We start from the raw sequence: 18,009 nt of genomic DNA on the forward strand, positions 1-18,009 counted from the left end.
ACAAAACTCGAACACATTTGCTGGACAGCGTATTGAGGATTTTATGAGCTAATGGAGATAAGGCGAAATTACCTATGACGCTGAATCAAGTTATCTCCAAATCACATTTATGCTATCACTCAAAAACTTATCGATACTTCTCAATAATCCTTCCGCTAATACTTTTAGGCACGATCGAGAGATCGATCGAGAGATCGAACGAGCGATTTGGATAGATCGAGTAAATCAGGCACGGATTAGCTCTTATTGTGCCCTAGTTGTAACGGGAATCTCAAGCGTGGGCGATTTTATCGGCATAATTCTAGTGCTAAAGGGACAAATAACCATCGGTGTTCTGACTTCTCTCTGTGGATTCTTAGCTAACAATCGGTTTGAGAAAATTGCCACAGCAGCGAATCATCGATTAGATCGAATGATGAGGTATGACTGAACTAATCTAAACTTAGAGATCGACCTTGAGATGCAAAATTCTCATCCTCATCGGGCGCATTACACCACGAACTCTCGATACGCTGCCGTGCCGTAGACCATGTTTTTATCGAATGCCGATAACACCCGATTTTGAGCCGCGTCCGATGCCAGACAACGACATACCAAAGTGGCCACGTCCGATCGTGTAATGCTGCCAGCTACATGAGTATCCAAGGTCAACACCCCATTCCCCGTAGCTGGCTCCGATTTCAAACCACCGGGACGGACGATCGTGTAATTCAAGCCACTATCCATCAGGTATTGCTCGGCCTTTTCCTTATCAGCTAGTACAGATGCCAAGGCTGCATAGGCAGTCGCTGGAATGGCATCTTTGGTGGCACCCGCACCGAGGGAGGAAACTAGAATAAACCGACTGACCCCATTCTTCACCGCCGCATCAATTAAGTGTTTATTGCCAAGGAAATCCGCTCGCTGTCCATCCTGGGGCAGTCCGCCGATGGGGTACGACAACGATTTGTGCAAAACTGTATCATGGCAGGCTTAAAACCTCTGTACAGCAATGCTTTGGAAGATCGATTTCTCTCATGGGTATGAACCATTTTGCCGCTTTGATCGATGGTTTAATTCAGCGATTCATCTCAAAGTACTGTGGATGGTCTATTTGAGCGATTCTGTCACTCTACCTATGATGCAATCGCTCAGTTAATTAGCACCATGTAGTATGTACTGGGCTAGGTATCGAACATCTGTAGTTTAACAATTCATGAGAAATTGTTATTGATCGACGACGGAACGCTCGTTTCAACAGTTAGCGATCAATTGGGTTGACTTATATCACTTAAGAATCAGCAGTGATCGGGTTTTGACAAGCAGCCTATACGAGTTGAAACTATTACTCAGAGATAACTTTTACCATCTAGAATGTGATAATGCGGCTCCCTGTTCCAGGATAAATTGTGTTTCAAATTTGAAATAGATAACTAATTTAAGCAGGTTAAATCTCTCTTATTCGGAAAAATAGTAAAACGGTTCATGACCATTGCAAAAACGGATCTTTGAAAGTATTGCTATACAAGGATTTTAAGCCTGTCGTGATACAGTTTTACACGAATCGTTGCCATACCCGCCGATCGTACTAACGATCGCACTAATTCGACCGTTCATGGCATTGATAACATCGCTCAGGTTGAGGGCATCACCCACTATCGTTTCCACGTTCATCGCCTGAAGATCGGATTGGGAAGCAGGCGATCGAATCAAAGCCAATACAGGCAAATTTTGGGTAGCCAAAATGCGGGCAATTTGATGGCCGACACCACGGCTAGCACCAGCAAGAAAAATTGAGCCGGAAGTTGTCATAAGTTTATGGATGAGCGATCGCTTTAATCCAAATCCTATCACCCACATTCCGCTGTTGGAACGATCTCTTTCTGGAAAGAGGAAGATCGCTGCTTCAATTTCCCTGTACCCTGCCAGATCGGGTAGAAACAGCAGGTGTTCCTTGAAAGTACCGTTACCGCATCCATCGATCGGGTAGAAAATTGAAACTATACAATCTGATTCTGGCTAGACATTTTGCTAGGAGTGGCTTTAATTGGTAGCCGCACTATAAATTTAGTACCTAGATCTAGTTGACTATCAACTTCGATACTGCCATGATGTGCCTGGACGATCGCCCGCACGATCGCTAAACCCAATCCCGTTCCGCCTGTATTCCGCGATTCTCCAGAGGAGAGGCTCCGCCAACGATCGGCTTGTACTCGATAAAAGCGATCGAAAATATGTGGTAAATCTGCCTCCGCAATGCCAATCCCATTATCTTGGATGGTGACGATCGCGTGACGCTCTGATGATTCTAAGCGAATCGTGACTACTCCGTCGGTAGGGGTATATTGAATGGCATTATTAATCAAATTGGCGATCGCTCGATACAGCCTGTCGCTATCGCCCATAACATAGATTGGCTGTTTGACTAGAATTTCTAAGCGGAGATCGATTGGATTAGCGAGTGCTATTGGAGCTAATTCTTCTTCTAAATCGCTGACTAAATCGTTCAAACAGCAGGGCTGAAACTGCATGGGTAATTGCTTCGCCTCCAACCGCGATAGCCACAGCAAATCCTCAGCTAGACGAGTGAGGTGGCGAATTTGACGCTGGGCAATTTCCCAATTATTGCGAGTTTCCGGCTCGATTACTTCGACATCTAAAGCATTTTCTACGGCTATGCTGGTGACAGCTAGCGGCGTTCTCAGTTCGTGGGCGGCATCGGCGGTAAACTGCTGAATTTGTTGGTACGACTGGTAAATTGGTTCGATTGCCAAACCTGAGAGCCACCAACTAGCCCCGCCAATTAGTAACATTGCTAGTGGAATCCCAAAGATTAGAATTAGATGTAGACTACTCATGTATTCATCTAATCGATCGAAGGATTGGGCAACTTGAAGATAACCCCAGTCGCGATTGTTGATCGTTTTGAGTGGTATTGTATGAAAGTGATAGCGTTCGCCACGATCGTCAGTAATAGTTTCCCAATCCATAGTTGGGATTTTATTCTCTCTTGGCAAAGCGACGTTTCCGGTAAACTTGTGTTGCTTCGATCCCAAAGTCGCAATCGTTTGACCTTTTAAGTTCAACAATCGCAGACAGTAGCCTTGTTTTTTTGTCAGTTCGGCAATTTTAGAATGGGGTTTAACTGGCAAACATTCCTGTCCGACTATACACAGTCCAGGAAGTACATTCATCACAACGGGATTTACTATTTCCGGCTGTTGTAAAACAGCTTCCAGCGTATCGTGTACGGTGCCAGCTAAAGTGTTTAATTCTCGATCGACCGTTCGAGCGAATGCTCTAACCATCACTAAATGGATCGCTAAGCCACACAGCAAGGCGATCGAACCAATGACGAGCGCATAGGTAATAGTTAGTTGAATGCGAGTACGATTGAATAGGCGATTTTGATGCACTGTTAACGATCGATAATTATCTATTTATTTATGAATAGAATTGAGACGGTATCCAAATCCGCGCATAGTCTCAATCGAACTCTCACAGCCTAATTCAGCTAACTTTTTCCGTAATAGCCGAATTTGGGCGGCGACAACATTACTCGCTGACTCCGAATCGAGCGGCCAAATCCGATTGCGAATTTGGTCGTGGGTGAGGGTGCGATCGGGATGTTGCATCAGGTATTCTAAGAGTTGAAATTCTTTAGCTGTCAGACTCCCAGACTGTTCGCGTCCCTGGGAATCGATCGTCACGACTGCATTATTATCATAGTCTAGTCGCAGATTTCCCACTTGCAATCGCTCTGCTTGAAATACTTGGGCGCGGCGTTGCAGAGCGCGAAGTCTAGCAAGGAGTTCTTCCATCCTAAAGGGTTTGACTAGATAATCATCAGCTCCTGCATCCAATCCGGTAATTTTATTCTCCATCCGATCTTTGGCAGTCAACATCAGGATGGGTAGAGTATATTTTTCTGCTCGTAATCGCTGACAGATCTCGATTCCAGACATTTTGGGCAACATCCAATCGATTATTGCCAACGCATAGGTTGTTTCGCCAGCGGAGATGCTACGCAAGCGATCGTTGGTTAAATATTCCCAGCCAGTTTTGCCATCTTCCGCCCAATCTACTACATATTGATGGCGAGAAAGGATTTTCTGGATGATGCTACCCAAGTCTGGTTCGTCTTCGATGAGTAAAATTTTCATACTTAACCGTAATCGTTCCCTAATTAAGGGCACCTGAGTCTGGTTTATCTTCGATCTGTAAAATCTTTATAACTACGATCGTCGCCTAACTAGATGAAATTGAGATGAAATCTTAGCTTAACTGATTATTTCATCTCAATTTCATCTCATCTCGCTAGGATCTTATGTAATGTCAACATTATAATTATTTCTAGCACTTATGAATTCTAAAGTTAAATTACTCGCACCGATTGCTCTCATCTTAGGCGGGATTGGTTTCGGCTCCTTAGCGATTGCTAATTTAACAAATCGGGGGTCAAATTCAACACTTGCCCAAAACTCAGGGGGGATGAACCACGGTGGCATGAACCACGGTGGTATGAATCATAATATGGATATCGGGCCTGCTGATGCTAACTACGACCTGCGCTTTATCGATAGTATGATTCCCCATCACCAAGGTGCCTTAGTTATGGCTCAAGAAGTTCTCCAAAAATCCAAACGACCCGAACTAATTAAGCTAGCTAAAGGTATTATCACCGAACAGAAAAAAGAAATCGCTCAGATGCAGCAGTGGCGCAAACAATGGTATCCCAAAGCATCGGCAACACCGATGATGTGGCACACTGCTATGAATCATGAAATGGCAATGACAGCCGAACATAAACAATCGATGATGATGAGTATGTCATTGGGTAAAGCCGATGCTGGATTCGATCGCAGATTTCTCGATGCGATGATTCCCCATCATCAAGGTGCCGTGACAATGGGGCAAGATTTATTGAAAAAATCCAAACGTCCAGAGATGCAAAAACTCGCTCGAAATATAATTACATCTCAACAGGCAGAGATCGCTCAGATGACTCAATGGCAGAGAGAATGGTCTGCAAGTAGATAGTTAGTAAAATTTTATCTCATCTGAAGTGTGAATGGGGGTGTAAGCAATCGCTTACACCCCTTGTTTGAATTTTGACAGAAGTGTGTCACGCTCCAGGTCGATCCAAGCTTGTTTCAGGTTAATCTAGATCGGATTAGTAATCCAGAATACGAATTTTCGTGGGGATTAAGAGCCGTAAAATTACTTCAATATCGCAGACTGAATTTTGATGATGTTAAGCTATGTTTAGATAGAGAAATAGCTGAATTTAGAAAAAAGTATCGAGCTACGATTAGTTGCAAGTTGTATTGAATTTTTATTCAAACCTATAAATTCACCTCGATTTCATTGTATTTTCATTAGAATTTCATATCACATTGTTAATCTGTAAATAGAGAGGTTATTCGATCCAAAGTAAAAGGTATATTTTATGAAACGTTATCTGTCGATCGGCATAGCAGTTGTTGCCATTTCATTAGCTGCAAATACACCTGTAGAAGCACGAGGTAAAACTGAAGTAGTGACAAAGCCAGAAGTATCTCAACCATTAATGCTAGCAGCAGATCGCCCTTCTTCAGGATATATTACTCCATTTGAATTAGTTACTAGTGCTTATCAGGGTCAATATCGGGATCATTCTATTCCTGGATTTGGCTCGTTTATTTATGAGATCGGTACTGGAAAAATTACTGCTAAAGATTTAGTTAAAGCCGCAATTGATTCTAAAAGACTACCACCACAGGCAATCTCCGATCTCAGTTATATGAATTATGTCAGTCTTCAGTTGAGATCGATGCGGTTTTAAACTAGACGTGTATAGTTCGCTCCCAATGTTACAGAGCTGTCTAACAAATATTTGAAAATCCCAGATCCTGCGTAACAATTGAGCTTCTTATCACCTCAAGCTTTGAGGTGATTTTTTGTGGCGATCGTCATAGCGAACGCTTATCCAAATTTTAGTCTGACATAATTAGATGCTAAAGTTGTGCTAACTAAATTAGATGAATATTGAGTTTAAAATTTCACTTAAATTTCATATTAAGCGCGTAAGCTATATATAGCTGGATACAGTATTTTGCATTGCAATAAAATATGTCGGTTGCAATTATACAATTGAACGATGTCCGATCTGCATATAGCGTGAAATTCACGATTTTAATAAATGCTGTAAACGGCTTCACATCTGGAAATCAATCGAGAGTTACTCCAAATGAAAAAACAAAACATTTTAACGGGTGCTATTGCTAGCATGATGGTTACTCTAGTCTTGAGTCAAGCTAGCTATGCCAATGAATCTAACAATAATGCTTCTAAATCCAGTCCACTATCGGTTCGCACCCAAACTCATGAAGTAGCTATGTTTAACAAACAAGGAAAACCTCACAAACATCCTACAGGCAAGAAAATAAATAAACCAAAGAAAGTATCGAAAGCATCGAAAGCCTAAGTTGGTATTCGTAGCCAAGAAAATTAGACCACATCAAAAACTTAGTTGAATTTTAAGGGAAGTGCGGCAACTGCTGCACTTCCCTTATTGATTTATAAAACGCTAACGCTCTGCTCGATCGATTTATTCACCTGTAAGTGTTGCGACACGCAGACTAGATAAGGCGCGATTGTAATCGATAATCGCCGTGATGCGATTGCCACGAGCGCGAGCCAGAGCAGTCTGGGCTTGAATGACATCAGTTTGCGTACCCACCCCCGCCTGAAAGCGCAGACGAGCTAGTTTGAGACTTTCCTCAGCTTGTTGGAGAGCTTGAGCAGAAGTCGCGATATTTTTTTGATTGGAGTTGAGACTGTTGTAGGCTTGTTCGACTTCAAATCGGATTTGATTGCGGGTGGTTGTGAACTGGTTTTCAAAAATCTCTTGATTGACTCGTTCTCTGTTTGAGCCAGCTCTGGCAAAACCACCATCAAAGAAGTTCCACCTCAACTGTGCGCCGATACTATAATTATCTTGGGCAGAAGTAGAAGCTGTTAGACTTTTGCCCAAAGTGTAGTTGGCAAAAAGATCGACCTGAGCGGAGTCAGCCGCAGCAGCTACAATTTGTTGTTGTTGGCTGATGGTGCGGCGGGCTAGTTGTTGCTTAACTTCGGGGCGATTTTTGTATGCTAAAACCACACTATCTTCCAAAGAATAGCCCCAAGCCCCTAACTCACGCACGGTATCGGCAGCTTTAAATTCAGTATTGTTATCGACACTCAGTCGCTGGGCGATCCTTTTACGGGCGGTTTGCTGTTGTCCTTGAGCGTTGGTGAGATCTTGATTAGCAGTAGCCAGTTGGACTTGAGCGCGGAGGATGTCAAATCTCGTACCTACACCAGCTTTTTCTTGGAGTTGAGCCTCGCTCAAACTACGGGTTGCATCCGCGACGGCGGCTTGATTGATGATGACGGATGAATCGGCGGCTTGGAGATCGTAGTATGCTGTGATGACCTGATCGCGTACCAATTGTTCGATTCGCACCAGATCGAGCCTGTCGAAGTTAACTTGCTCTTGGGCGGCGCGAACGCTACTCTGGTTTCGACCTGCGCTCAGGATACTATAGGTGGCTTGGAGGCTGCCTTGGATGTTCGTACTAGTGCTGTTGCCAAATTGAGATTGTGTCCCGACAATTAATGGCGATCCTTGATTTTGGACGGCACTTCTCAAACCTACTTGCACTGCTTGAGCGGCTTGCGCTTCAATAATTCCGACTTTAGAGCGATTTACTGTCAGCCGAGCGGCTTGAACTTCCCGATTGTTACCAAATGCGATGTCGAGTGCCTGTTGCAGAGTGATAGATTTGTTGCCAGTAATCCGAACCTCATTACCTGTTTTGGGAAGATTGAGATTATTTTGAAGCTTGATATTATTGTTAGGTGTTGGGGTTGCAGGAGTAGTTTGGGCGAGAATCTGTGACGATTTATCGATACTTGCAGAATCCAGAGATTTTGCCTGAGTGGATTCGATTCTACCTAATCCGCCCAATCCCAGCACAATAATCGCCCCAATTGTTGGCAATCCGATCGCTATTTGGCGTTGGGGTAGTCTCTCCTGCGGAGAATCGTTCGGTGAAGATGCTCCAGCTTTAATTGGCAGGCAACTAATTTGTAAATCTGTCTGTTGGAGCAAAATCTTTTGTGAATGTTCGCTCTTTCTATTTAATATATGAATCAATTTGATTAGAGTTGGCATGTTTGATTGTCTAAGAGATCGGGTATTTAGCTCGCGAGCTGCTCTTGCTCCAGCGGCTGTGCCAAAGAATTACTCCCAATATTAGACGCTAGTAACAACTCGCAATTGAATCGGTCAAGCACTCAGTTTAAAATCCGTTAGTGAAATTTAGATGAATTTAATTCACCTGAATTTCATCTAGCACTGCAAAACTAGGAACTATCGGCGTTTAGTTGAGCAACTATGGCTATAAATACCAAATCACACATAGCTTCATCTTCAAATCTCACTCCAGCCGTCCGCGTAGTGGGGTGGTTAAGCTGGCTATTACTACCCGTCTGGATCTCGCTAGTATCGCCATCAGTACTCGCTCATGGCGGGCATGGTAATGAATTTGGCTCTCAAGATGGAACGAAAAGTACCAAGGTGCAGATCGATGGAGCAACCGCTCAACAGATTGGCGTGCAAACAGTCGCTGCCAAAAAACAAAGTTTGAATGTCGAAATTTCTGCTACCGGACAAATTGAATTATTACCTAGTAAAAAGGTCGAAGTCACCGCACCGATTCGGGGTAAACTCGTTCAGCTTTTGGTACAACCTGGGGCTAGAGTCAAAGTAGGGCAAATCCTCGCGACGCTCTCTAGCCCCGAACTCAATGACTTACGAACCAGTTCTCTCGAAAAGAAATCGACAGCCCTCGCGCTGCTCCAACAAGCTCAAACCGATCGCAACCTCGCCCAACAGAGCTACCAAAAAATCGTCGAAATCGCCACCGCTGAAACCAATCAGGCTCGGAGTCAATTAGCTGCGGCTAAATCTAGGCTGGCGCGAGAGCAACAACTCGTCAAAAGTGGCTCGATCGTCCGAGCGGCAAAAAATAGCTATCAGCGTCAACAACAAATTGCCACCGCCGAAATTAGCTCCGCTCGAACCGAACTAGAGTTAGCTCAGGAACGGTACCAAAAGGATGTAGAACTAGTTAAGAGTGGGGCACTGGCACGCCGTCAGATGTTGGAATCTCAGGCTAAACTAGCCGAGGCGAGAACTGCATTAGTCAAAGCGCAAAGTCAGCCTGGAGTTTTGAGTGCAGAAACAGAATTGCGAAAAGCTGAAACCGATTTGCCCCTGCGAGAATTGCGGGATGCCGAAAAGCAAGTAGCCGAAGCCACAGGGCAATTGGCTAGAGCGATGAACCAAAAATCGGTAGTCGAAGCCAACGCTCAACTCCAAAGAGCGAACTCAGCCGTAACCGCCGCCCAAACTCAGCTCAAACTCAGCGATGCTAGTTACCAGGGGCGACTGGCACAATTGGGAAATCGGGCTAATGCTGAGGGGATCGTCACCGTTACCGCCCCGATCGATGGGACGATCGCCGATCGCGAAATCACGATCGGGCAGTCTGTCGCCGATGCTGGTGCGAGGTTAATGACGATTACTGACGATCGACAAGTGTTGGCAACGGCAAATATCTACGAACGGGATTTAGGACGATTAAAAATCGGTCAGCAGGTTAGTGTGAAAGTGCCTGGAGCAAGCGAGCGAGTGTTTTCAGGTCAAATCTCGCGAATTGGGACGGCAGTAGACTCCCAGAGCCGTGTAGTACCCGTTCAAGCAACCTTGGATAATAGCCAGGGGCTACTCAAAGCCGGAACTTTCGCCGAAATCAAGCTGGCGACAAGTCAAATTACTATCCCTGTCGTCGTAATTCCGGCTAGTGCGGTAGTAGAAGCAGACCAAGAGAAATTAGTATATGTCAAAAGTGGCGACAGCTATCAGCCCACAACCGTCACCCTCGGACAAACTGTTGGCGATCTAGTCGAAGTCAAGACCGGACTATTTGCTGGCGATCTGGTCGTCAATAAACGCGCGCCTCAACTCTATGCCCAATCTTTAAAAAAGCAGCCAGCTAGTGAGGAGAAAACAACAACAGCAGCCAAACCTGAAGCTGTTAGTCAAAACCAAATACCAACTTATCTCATTTGGGGATTAGTACCTGTTGCGGGCATTCTCGGCGGTAGTGCTTGGTGGTTAAAGAAAAGAAGCGAACGGAACGCCAATAGTTCGACTGATTTTATCGAGCCAGAGGACGAACTGAATTATCTGCCCAATGAGGAAATACCCGCAATTGAGGAAGATCCCAAACACCATAGTTATCCAAACTCCGCTCGATATCCACAGATCGGTGCTACTTCGCGAGACGTTGGCGAAGCCTCTCGGAACGAGAATCGCTGACTCGCTAGCACAGTATCGATATCGATTGCCCAGTTTTACCCAGACAGGTGCGGTCGAAATTACCTGAAACTTAGCTGGTGGCTGTGGCGAGAGTAACCCAGCGAACAACCCATCCTGCTGTTATGAATCAAACACTTACTGTCAATCTAATTTGGGGTTTAGTCCTATTCTTGGGCGTTATTATCGGTGGTGCCTTGTGGCTCGGTAACAAACGCGATCGCATGGCAGCCGCTTCAATAGATTCACAGGCACGAGTGCCAGCTACTGCCGCCGATGAATTATCAATGTCAGAGTCAGATCCCGATCGAGATCGGGCGATCGTTATCGAGGAGACAGAAGATGATGATGATGCCGAACCTCCCTATATCGGCTGGTTTTATTAAGATCGTTGACTATTAATTATTTTTACGCTCGGTTCGCTAATTAAATGGTCGATCGCACAGCGGTGACTGGTGGTATTGAGTGCAATTGTCATTATGATTGCAATTTTACGCTGATACTTATCCTCATATCTAACACTAAAAATGCTCGGAAATATCGTTCAGTGGGTAATTAACCGTCGTTGGCTGGTCGTAATCGCCACTGTTATCGTCTCATTGTGGACGGTTTATGTCATTCCCCAGATGCCGCTGGATGTGTTGCCAGCTTTTGCGCCGCCGCAAGTGGAAATCCAAACCGAAGCCCCCGGACTCGCACCAGAGGAAGTAGAATCGCTAGTAACATTACCGATCGAAAGTGCGATTAATGGTACGCCTGGAGTCACAGCCGTGCGTTCGTCGAGTGCGGCGGGAATTTCAGTAGTGCGGACGGTCTTTGGTTGGTCAACTGACATTTATCAGGCACGTCAACTGATTACCGAGCGACTGCAACAAGCTGTCAGTAAGCTACCGCCAGGAGTCGAACCGCCCCAAATGTCCCCCACCACTTCTCCCGTCGGGTTGGTGGTGCAGTATGCTTTTACCGTCGCCGATGGCGAGCAGAGTGCTAGTCCAAATTCCTTAATGGCAGCTCGGCGGATTGTCGATTGGCAAGTGACAAATCGCCTCCTCGCCGTGCCAGGAGTCAGTCAAGTTTTGGTGTTCGGTGGCGACGAGCGACAGTTTCAAGTACTAGTCGATCCCGTCAAATTAGCAGCTTTTAATATTACTCTAGACCAAGTTGCCCAAGCGACTAGAAAAGCGAATGTCAATGCCGCAGGTGGTTTTTTTATTACTCCCGATACTGAGAAATTGATTCGGGGGATCGGGAGGATCGAATCGATCGAAGATCTCCAGAAATCGACAATTGTATCCCGCAATGGCACCCCTGTTAGATTGCAAGATGTCGCTGATGTCCAAATTGGTGCGGCATTAAAACGGGGCGATGGTAGTTTTAACGGTAAGCCAGCAATTATCGTGATGGTGAATAAGCAACCCAGCTTTGATACGCCGACTGTCAGCCGTGCGGTGGAAAAAGCGGTCGCCGAAATTAAAGTTGGCTTGCCCAAAGATATTCAAGTTAAGACCACTTTTCGTCAAGATAGTTATATCGAATCTTCCGTCGATAATGTGCGTTCTTCGTTGATCCAAGGTAGTATTATTGCTGCAATTATCTTGATTCCATTTCTGTTGAATTGGCGAATTCTAACGGTGTGTTTATTAGACTTTTTCTTGACATTACTATTTGGGATGTTAGTCCTGTCATGGTTGGGAGTTGGTTTGAATACCATGACATTAGGCGGCTTGGCGGTAGCAATTGGCACGGCGATCGATGATGCGATCGTCTATGGTGAAAATACTTATCGTCGCTTGCGTGAAAATAAAGCTGAAGGCGATCCACTCACCCCGCTGGAAATCATTTTTGAAGGTTCTCAAGAAGTGCGCGATTCACTCTTAGGTGCGACGATTATTGGAATTATTGTCTTCTCACCAATCTTTACATTACCAGGGATTGAAGGGAAGATTTTCACCCCAATGGGGATTGCTTACTTAGCAGTAGTTGTCGTTTCTAGTTTAGAATCTCTACTTGTTTCTCCAGCTTTGTGTGCGATTTTACTGCCTGCTACTAAGGTATCACAGCGAGAACCGTGGCTGGCGAGATTTTGCAAGGCAATTTATAACGCGTGTTTGAATTTCTCGATGAAAAATCCCCTGTTAATCATGGGAACTGCTACGGTTTTAACCGTCGCATCAATGATAGTTATTCCCTCTTTTGGCAGAGCATTTTTACCAGAGTTTCAGGAGCAAACGATGGTAAATACACTATTGTCCTACCCAACTGTTTCCCTCGAAGTTAGCACCAAAGCGGGTCATGTCGTCGAAGAGTCATTGAAAAATGATAAGCGGTTTACATTCATTCAAACTCGTGCCGGACGCGCCGCTGGTGACTCTGATGCCGCAGGTGTGAATCTGGCTCACGTTGATGTCGAAATCAGTAAACTAGGGATGGAAGATCGGCAAGAATCGCTCAAAGTAATGCGCCAAGCATTCGAGAAAATTCCAGGTGCAGCCGCAAATATCGGCGGTTTTTTACAACATCGGATGGATGAAGTTTTGTCGGGGGTGCGAAGTTCGATCGCGGTAAAAATTTTCGGTTCTGACTTAGCCGAGTTACGGAAAATTGGGCAAGAAGTAGAAAAACAAATGGCAACAGTCAATGGTGTTGTCGATTTACAACTCGAACCCCAAATTCCAGTACCGCAGATTCAAATTAAATTCGATCGTGATGCAGCTAGTCGTTACGGGCATACAGTGGGAGATTTATCTGAGACGATTGAAACTGCCCTCAATGGTAGGGTCGTTTCTAAAGTGCTCGAAAATCAACAATCTTTCGATTTAGTTGTCTGGTTGAAACCCGAAGCACGGCAGAGTCTAGAAACCATTCGCAATCTCTTAATCGATACTCCCAACAATCAAAAAATCCCGTTAGCTAGTATCGCCAAGATCGAGCAAGGGAAGGGGCCAAATACTATCAATCGGGAAAATGTTTCGCGCTTAATCGTCGTATCAGCTAATGCCAAAGGTCGCGATATTCGCTCGCTCGTTTCTGAGATCGAAGCTAAAGTTAAAAGCAACGTCCAATTGCCGACGGGATATTTTATTCAATATGCAGGTCAGTTTGAAGCTGAAGAACGTGCCACTAAAAACATTTTAGTTTTTGGCGCGATCGCGTTTGTGGCAATTACTGTCTTGATGTATCTTTCCGTTAAATCTATCCCGTCAACGCTAATGATTATGATTAACTTACCAATTGCTTTGGTAGGCGGGGTCATTGCGGTGGCTCTGACGGGTGGCGTAATTTCGATCGCGTCTCTAGTGGGATTTGTATCCTTGTTTGGGGTGGCAACTCGGAACGGGTTATTACTAGTAGATAACTACAATACTAAATATGCCGAAGGAATGCCCATGAAGGAAATCATTGTTAAAGGTTCGATGGAGCGACTAAATGCCATCTTGATGACGGCTTTAACTTCAGGCTTAGGTTTAGCACCGATGGTATTTCAAGGCGGATCGGGACAGGAATTATTACAACCTTTATCGATCGTTGTATTTGGTGGTTTATTTACTTCTACTGCGATTACGTTATTGGTATTACCCGCTCTATATGCCAAGTTTGGGAAGCATTTATTTCCGAAAAAAGTGGAAGAACCCAAGGTAGAACAATTTTTCATGCACATATAAACTATACCAATCCCAACAACAATATTTGTTAGAATAAACTAGCTTAAATTCAACACTTGTTTAATTCTTAGATCGATCTTTTATCTAGTTTTTATCATCGAGAATTATATCGATTCAGTAGAGACGAAAAAGTTAGCTCGCTCTTCGGTTCGCCCCGATCCAGCTAGAAGTAGAAATGCAGAACATAACAGCCGACACATTTCCAGGACTAGAGATAGCTACCAACCATCATTACAGTATTGTTAGCATCACCTTTGCTCTAGAGAAAATTACGAACATTCAAGATCGGTAACAGGTACTCACGATGCTTAATACAATTGTCAAATGGTCGATCGCCCAACGGTGGCTGATAGTTATCGCTTCCCTGCTAATTAGCATCTGGGGGTGGCGCGTATTGGGACAAATGCCCCTTGATGTATTTCCTAGCTTTGCACCGCCGCAAGTAGAAATCCAAGCCGATGCGCCTGGATTAGCACCTGAAGAAGTAGAATCACTGGTAACACGCCCGATCGAAAGTGCCATCAATGGTACTCCAGGATTAGAATCACTCCGCTCCTCTTCAGCGGTGGGAATTGCTTCAGTCAAAGCTGTATTTAGCTTGTCAACAGATATTTATCGCGCTCGTCAACTCGTCACCGAACGGCTCCAGCGGGTGCAAAGTGTTTTACCCAAAGGTGTCGGACAACCAGAGATTTTACCCGTTAGTTCGCCATTGGGTTGGACGGTGAAATATGCCTTTTCGGGTAACGACATGATGGAAGTCTGGCGGGCGGTGAATTGGGATGTCCGCAACCGCCTGTTAGCCGTACCAGGGGTAAGTAATGTCTTCCTTTATGGTGGCGATGAGCGTCAGTACCAGGTGCTAATCGATCCAGATAAACTTAAAGCATTTAATGTCTCTGTTGCTGACGTTACCAAGGCTGTCCAGAATTCTAATGCTAACGTTCCTGGCGGATTTTTGATTAGTCCCGATCGCGAGATGTTGGTACGCGGGATTGGTAGAATTCAATCGATCGAACAACTCCAAAAATCGGCGATTAAAGCGATTAATGGCACACCAGTATTACTCGAACAAGTTGCCGATGTCAAAATCGCTCCCGCACTGCGCCGTGGCGACGGATTATTTCGCGGTAAGCGGGCGTTAATTTTGACCGTCACTAAACAGCCAGTCGCCGATACCCCTACAGTAGTTAAAGCTGTCGAAGCAGCAATGGCAGAGCTAAAAGCAGGACTACCTAAAGATATTACCTTTACTAAAACTTTCGACCAAGATCTATTTATTGAAGCCTCGATTAAAAATGTTGAGGAGGCTTTAAGAGATGGGACGATTATTGTTTCAGTAATCTTAATTATTTTCTTGATGAATTGGCGGACGGTACTGATTAGTCTGAGTGCTTTACCATTATCGCTATTACTCGGATTAATTATTTTAAATTGGACGGGACAGGGTTTAAATACGATGACGCTGGGTGGTTTGGTAGTCGCGATCGGATCTGTAGTCGATGATGCGATCGTCGATATGGAGAATGTCTACCGTAGGCTGCGAGAAAATCAGGTCGCGGCGAACCCACTACCACCGCTCCAAGTGGTATTTAATGGCTCGGTAGAAGTTCGAGTCAGCGTATTATTTTCGACAGTAATTATTGCCGTAGTATTTGCTCCGATCTTCGTACTATCAGGAGTAGAAGGACGGATCTTTACGCCGATGGGGATGGCTTATTTACTTTCGATTTTGGCATCTACATTAGTCGCCTTGACGCTCACCCCCGCTCTTTGTGCTTTACTTCTAGCCAATCGTAGATTACTTAGCTCCGAAACTTTCGTCGAGAAAATGGCACACCGTTTTTATCGACCATTGCTGCTATTGGCAATGAAATTCCCGAAGATAGTCTTGGGAATATCCCTAGCTGGATTTGTCGCTGCAATGGTCATTCTCCCTGGATTGGGGAAGGTATTTTTACCAGAGTTTCAAGATCGATCGCTAGTTAATGCGCTTACTCTCTATCCTGGGCAATCATTGGAATCGACAGACCAAGCGGCTCTAGCTGTAATGTCGGCGTTCAAAGATGATAAACGCTTTGACACCATGCAGTTTCGAGCGGGTTTCGCTCAAGGTGATGCGGATGTGGCTGGGGTAAATTCAGGTGAATTAGATGTCCAAATTAGTGAAGAGGGCGACAAAGATCGTGAAAAAACGATCGCTAGTCTCAGATCGGAACTCGACAAATTACCTGGGGTAGCCACTAATATTGGGGGCTTTATTTCTCACCGGATGGATGAGATCCTATCGGGAGTCAGAAGTGCGATTGCGGTGAAAATTTATGGCCCCGAATTACCACAACTTCGCACGATCGGGCAACAAGTGCAAACTGCAATGGGTGGAGTTGCTGGGATTGTCGATCTCCAGTTGGAACCCCAAATTCCAGTCAAACAAGTAGAGATTAAATTCGATCGCGCTGCCGCCGCACGGTATGGTTTGAGTATTGGCGACTTAGCCGAAACGATCGAGACTGGACTAAATGGGCGCACTGTTTCTCAAGTATTGGAAAAACAACAAACATTTAATCTAGTGGTATGGCTAGATGAGAAATACCGCAATAATTTGGACGTATTAGGTAATTTACTCGTTGATATTCCAGGCGGTCAAAAAATTCCCTTAGCGCAAGTTGCCAAAGTCGAATATGGTAGCGGCCCCAGTACGATCAATCGGGAAAATGTATCGCGATTGCTGATTGTCTCCGCCAATGTTTCTGGGCGAGACTTAGGTTCTGTAATTACTGACGTTCGATCGAAAGTCAAAGAGATCGCTCTACCCAGCGGCTATTACATTCAGTTTGGCGGTCAGTTTCAAGCTCAAGAGCAAGCCACTCAAACCTTGCTTGTAGCTGGAGCATTTTCGCTCATCGCGATCGCAATTCTCATCTATTTTGCTGTCAATTCCATTCCCGCCACATTGATGATTATGATTAATCTGCCACTAGCTCTAATTGGTGGTGTAATTGCTGTTGCTAGCAGTGGGGGGATTATCTCGGTTGCTTCGATGGTGGGCTTTATTACCTTGTTTGGCGTTGCTACCCGTAACGGATTGCTACTGGTGGATAACTATAATCATCGGTTGGCACAAGGACTACCCCTGAGAGATGTAATCGTCGAAGGTTCGATGGAACGGCTGGTGGCAATTTTGCTCACTGCACTAGCTTCAGCCTTGGGAATGGTACCGCTGGTAATCGGTTCTGGTGCGGGTAAAGAGATTTTACAGCCTTTGGCGGTAGTGGTATTAGGCGGATTGTTTACTTCCACTGCGCTCACACTCCTAGTCTTACCTGCTCTGTATTCACTATTTGGTCGATTTATTGTGAACAAGAGTAGCGAACGGACTCACGAGCTTAGTCCGATTCCAGAACTGGACTGATTTTGTAGCTTAAACTTATTCTTCGTCGATTTAAATTTCATCTAAATTTCATAATTGACATTTATAGTGATTAGTATCCAAATCAGAAGATCGCAATAATGAAAAAAACTTGCACAAAAACAACCTTGACTAATGCACTCCTAATTAATAACCTCGCTAAAATTTTAAGATTGTGTTTGGTGACTAAATTAGATAGTCAGCGATCGGTTGTCGAGCGATCGCTAGTTGCACAAACCGATCCTATTCCTCCCTATGACGACCCTTTATATTGAAATTGAAGTTTTGTCTGTCAAGTGAGTGCGATCTTCTTGAAATAGATGAATTTATTCGAGCCTCTCTATATCGATCGTGTAGCGAAAGTCGCTACTCAAACCGAGCGGGAAATTCACATTCAAGATGGCTCGATTTGACTAAATATGTTTAATTGAGTTTGACCGCTTCGTCAATGAGGGGGGTGTATTTATTTTATATACGGGCAGGGTGGTACTAGCACCCCCTCATCCAGGGAGCGAGTTGAATGAATAATTTTAGATAGATCTACTTTATTA

The 18,009-nt window shown here is 44.7% G+C and carries 13 protein-coding genes and 1 pseudogene; 9 read left to right on the plus strand and 5 right to left on the minus strand.

Translation table 11 applies throughout. The features are described 5' to 3' along the window. Positions 1 to 109: 109 nt before the first annotated feature. On the plus strand, positions 110 to 430 hold the full coding sequence (locus CHA6605_RS29115) for a TRADD-N-associated membrane domain-containing protein (RefSeq protein ID WP_015328754.1): 321 nt from the start codon (positions 110 to 112) through the stop codon (positions 428 to 430). Between the two features lie 59 nt (positions 431 to 489). On the opposite strand, the pseudogene CHA6605_RS29120 reads toward CHA6605_RS29115, so the two are convergent. From CHA6605_RS29120 to rppA, 4 genes and pseudogenes are all read right to left on the minus strand, one after another. Beyond that, positions 490 to 930, minus strand: a pseudogene (locus CHA6605_RS29120) (NAD(P)H-binding protein); the annotation flags it as partial. A gap of 582 nt (positions 931 to 1,512) precedes the next feature. Next, positions 1,513 to 1,791: an NAD(P)H-binding protein gene (locus CHA6605_RS29125; RefSeq protein ID WP_232432340.1), complete on the minus strand. Its 279-nt coding sequence runs from the start codon at positions 1,789 to 1,791 to the stop codon at positions 1,513 to 1,515. 188 nt (positions 1,792 to 1,979) lie between these two features. Then, a complete protein-coding gene (gene rppB, locus CHA6605_RS29130) occupies positions 1,980 to 3,395 on the minus strand; it encodes a two-component system sensor histidine kinase RppB (protein WP_015328755.1) in 1,416 nt (471 codons plus the stop codon). Positions 3,396 to 3,419: 24 nt separating this feature from the next. Next, positions 3,420 to 4,142, minus strand: a complete 723-nt coding sequence (gene rppA, locus CHA6605_RS29135) for a two-component system response regulator RppA (protein ID WP_015328756.1) — start codon at positions 4,140 to 4,142, stop codon at positions 3,420 to 3,422. Between the two features lie 199 nt (positions 4,143 to 4,341). Here rppA and CHA6605_RS29140 point away from each other — a divergent pair, with 199 nt between their 5' ends. The 3 genes from CHA6605_RS29140 to CHA6605_RS29155 all read left to right on the plus strand — a co-directional run bounded on the left by CHA6605_RS29140 (position 4,342) and on the right by CHA6605_RS29155 (position 6,445). Further along, the gene (locus tag CHA6605_RS29140) at positions 4,342 to 5,019 is read left to right on the plus strand and encodes a DUF305 domain-containing protein (RefSeq protein ID WP_015328757.1); all 678 of its coding nucleotides are present in this window, start codon (positions 4,342 to 4,344) and stop codon (positions 5,017 to 5,019) included. Between the two features lie 409 nt (positions 5,020 to 5,428). Then, complete coding sequence (locus tag CHA6605_RS32225) at positions 5,429 to 5,803, plus strand: hypothetical protein (RefSeq protein WP_015328758.1); 375 nt, start codon at positions 5,429 to 5,431, stop codon at positions 5,801 to 5,803. 405 nt (positions 5,804 to 6,208) lie between these two features. After that, the gene (locus tag CHA6605_RS29155; protein ID WP_015328759.1) at positions 6,209 to 6,445 is read left to right on the plus strand and encodes a hypothetical protein; all 237 of its coding nucleotides are present in this window, start codon (positions 6,209 to 6,211) and stop codon (positions 6,443 to 6,445) included. A 123-nt stretch (positions 6,446 to 6,568) separates the two neighbouring features. Here CHA6605_RS29155 and CHA6605_RS29160 read toward each other — a convergent pair whose 3' ends face one another. After that, positions 6,569 to 8,179: a TolC family protein gene (locus tag CHA6605_RS29160; RefSeq protein WP_015328760.1), complete on the minus strand. Its 1,611-nt coding sequence runs from the start codon at positions 8,177 to 8,179 to the stop codon at positions 6,569 to 6,571. A gap of 222 nt (positions 8,180 to 8,401) precedes the next feature. Here CHA6605_RS29160 and CHA6605_RS29165 point away from each other — a divergent pair, with 222 nt between their 5' ends. The 5 genes from CHA6605_RS29165 (at position 8,402) to CHA6605_RS35290 (ending at position 17,733) form a co-directional block, all read left to right on the plus strand. Next, entirely contained in the window at positions 8,402 to 10,390 is a 1,989-nt protein-coding gene (locus CHA6605_RS29165) for an efflux RND transporter periplasmic adaptor subunit (protein WP_015328761.1), read from the plus strand. A 122-nt stretch (positions 10,391 to 10,512) separates the two neighbouring features. Beyond that, entirely contained in the window at positions 10,513 to 10,773 is a 261-nt protein-coding gene (locus CHA6605_RS29170) for a hypothetical protein (RefSeq protein ID WP_015328762.1), read from the plus strand. Positions 10,774 to 10,914: 141 nt separating this feature from the next. Then, positions 10,915 to 14,049, plus strand: coding sequence for an efflux RND transporter permease subunit (locus CHA6605_RS29175; RefSeq protein ID WP_015328763.1), 3,135 nt, complete (start codon positions 10,915 to 10,917; stop codon positions 14,047 to 14,049). A 304-nt stretch (positions 14,050 to 14,353) separates the two neighbouring features. Then, positions 14,354 to 17,461 (plus strand): efflux RND transporter permease subunit, encoded by a 3,108-nt coding sequence (locus CHA6605_RS29180; RefSeq protein ID WP_015328764.1) that lies wholly within the window; start codon positions 14,354 to 14,356, stop codon positions 17,459 to 17,461. Between the two features lie 98 nt (positions 17,462 to 17,559). After that, entirely contained in the window at positions 17,560 to 17,733 is a 174-nt protein-coding gene (locus CHA6605_RS35290; protein ID WP_015328765.1) for a hypothetical protein, read from the plus strand. Positions 17,734 to 18,009 lie beyond the last annotated feature (276 nt).

Origin of the sequence: Chamaesiphon minutus PCC 6605 (assembly GCF_000317145.1) — a bacterium.
Lineage (GTDB): Bacteria > Cyanobacteriota > Cyanobacteriia > Cyanobacteriales > Chamaesiphonaceae > Chamaesiphon > Chamaesiphon minutus.

What these genes read in the sequence shown, in the direction of transcription:
- CHA6605_RS29115 (WP_015328754.1), top strand. Translation starts at nt 110, where the DNA reads ATGCTATCACTCAAAAACTTATCGATACTTCTCAATAATCCTTCCGCT.
- CHA6605_RS29125 (WP_232432340.1), bottom strand. Translation starts at nt 1,791, where the DNA reads ATGACAACTTCCGGCTCAATTTTTCTTGCTGGTGCTAGCCGTGGTGTC.
- rppA (WP_015328756.1), bottom strand. Translation starts at nt 4,142, where the DNA reads ATGAAAATTTTACTCATCGAAGACGAACCAGACTTGGGTAGCATCATC.
- CHA6605_RS29140 (WP_015328757.1), top strand. Translation starts at nt 4,342, where the DNA reads ATGAATTCTAAAGTTAAATTACTCGCACCGATTGCTCTCATCTTAGGC.
- CHA6605_RS32225 (WP_015328758.1), top strand. Translation starts at nt 5,429, where the DNA reads ATGAAACGTTATCTGTCGATCGGCATAGCAGTTGTTGCCATTTCATTA.
- CHA6605_RS29155 (WP_015328759.1), top strand. Translation starts at nt 6,209, where the DNA reads ATGAAAAAACAAAACATTTTAACGGGTGCTATTGCTAGCATGATGGTT.
- CHA6605_RS29160 (WP_015328760.1), bottom strand. Translation starts at nt 8,179, where the DNA reads ATGCCAACTCTAATCAAATTGATTCATATATTAAATAGAAAGAGCGAA.
- CHA6605_RS29165 (WP_015328761.1), top strand. Translation starts at nt 8,402, where the DNA reads ATGGCTATAAATACCAAATCACACATAGCTTCATCTTCAAATCTCACT.
- CHA6605_RS29170 (WP_015328762.1), top strand. Translation starts at nt 10,513, where the DNA reads ATGAATCAAACACTTACTGTCAATCTAATTTGGGGTTTAGTCCTATTC.
- CHA6605_RS29175 (WP_015328763.1), top strand. Translation starts at nt 10,915, where the DNA reads ATGCTCGGAAATATCGTTCAGTGGGTAATTAACCGTCGTTGGCTGGTC.
- CHA6605_RS29180 (WP_015328764.1), top strand. Translation starts at nt 14,354, where the DNA reads ATGCTTAATACAATTGTCAAATGGTCGATCGCCCAACGGTGGCTGATA.
- CHA6605_RS35290 (WP_015328765.1), top strand. Translation starts at nt 17,560, where the DNA reads ATGAAAAAAACTTGCACAAAAACAACCTTGACTAATGCACTCCTAATT.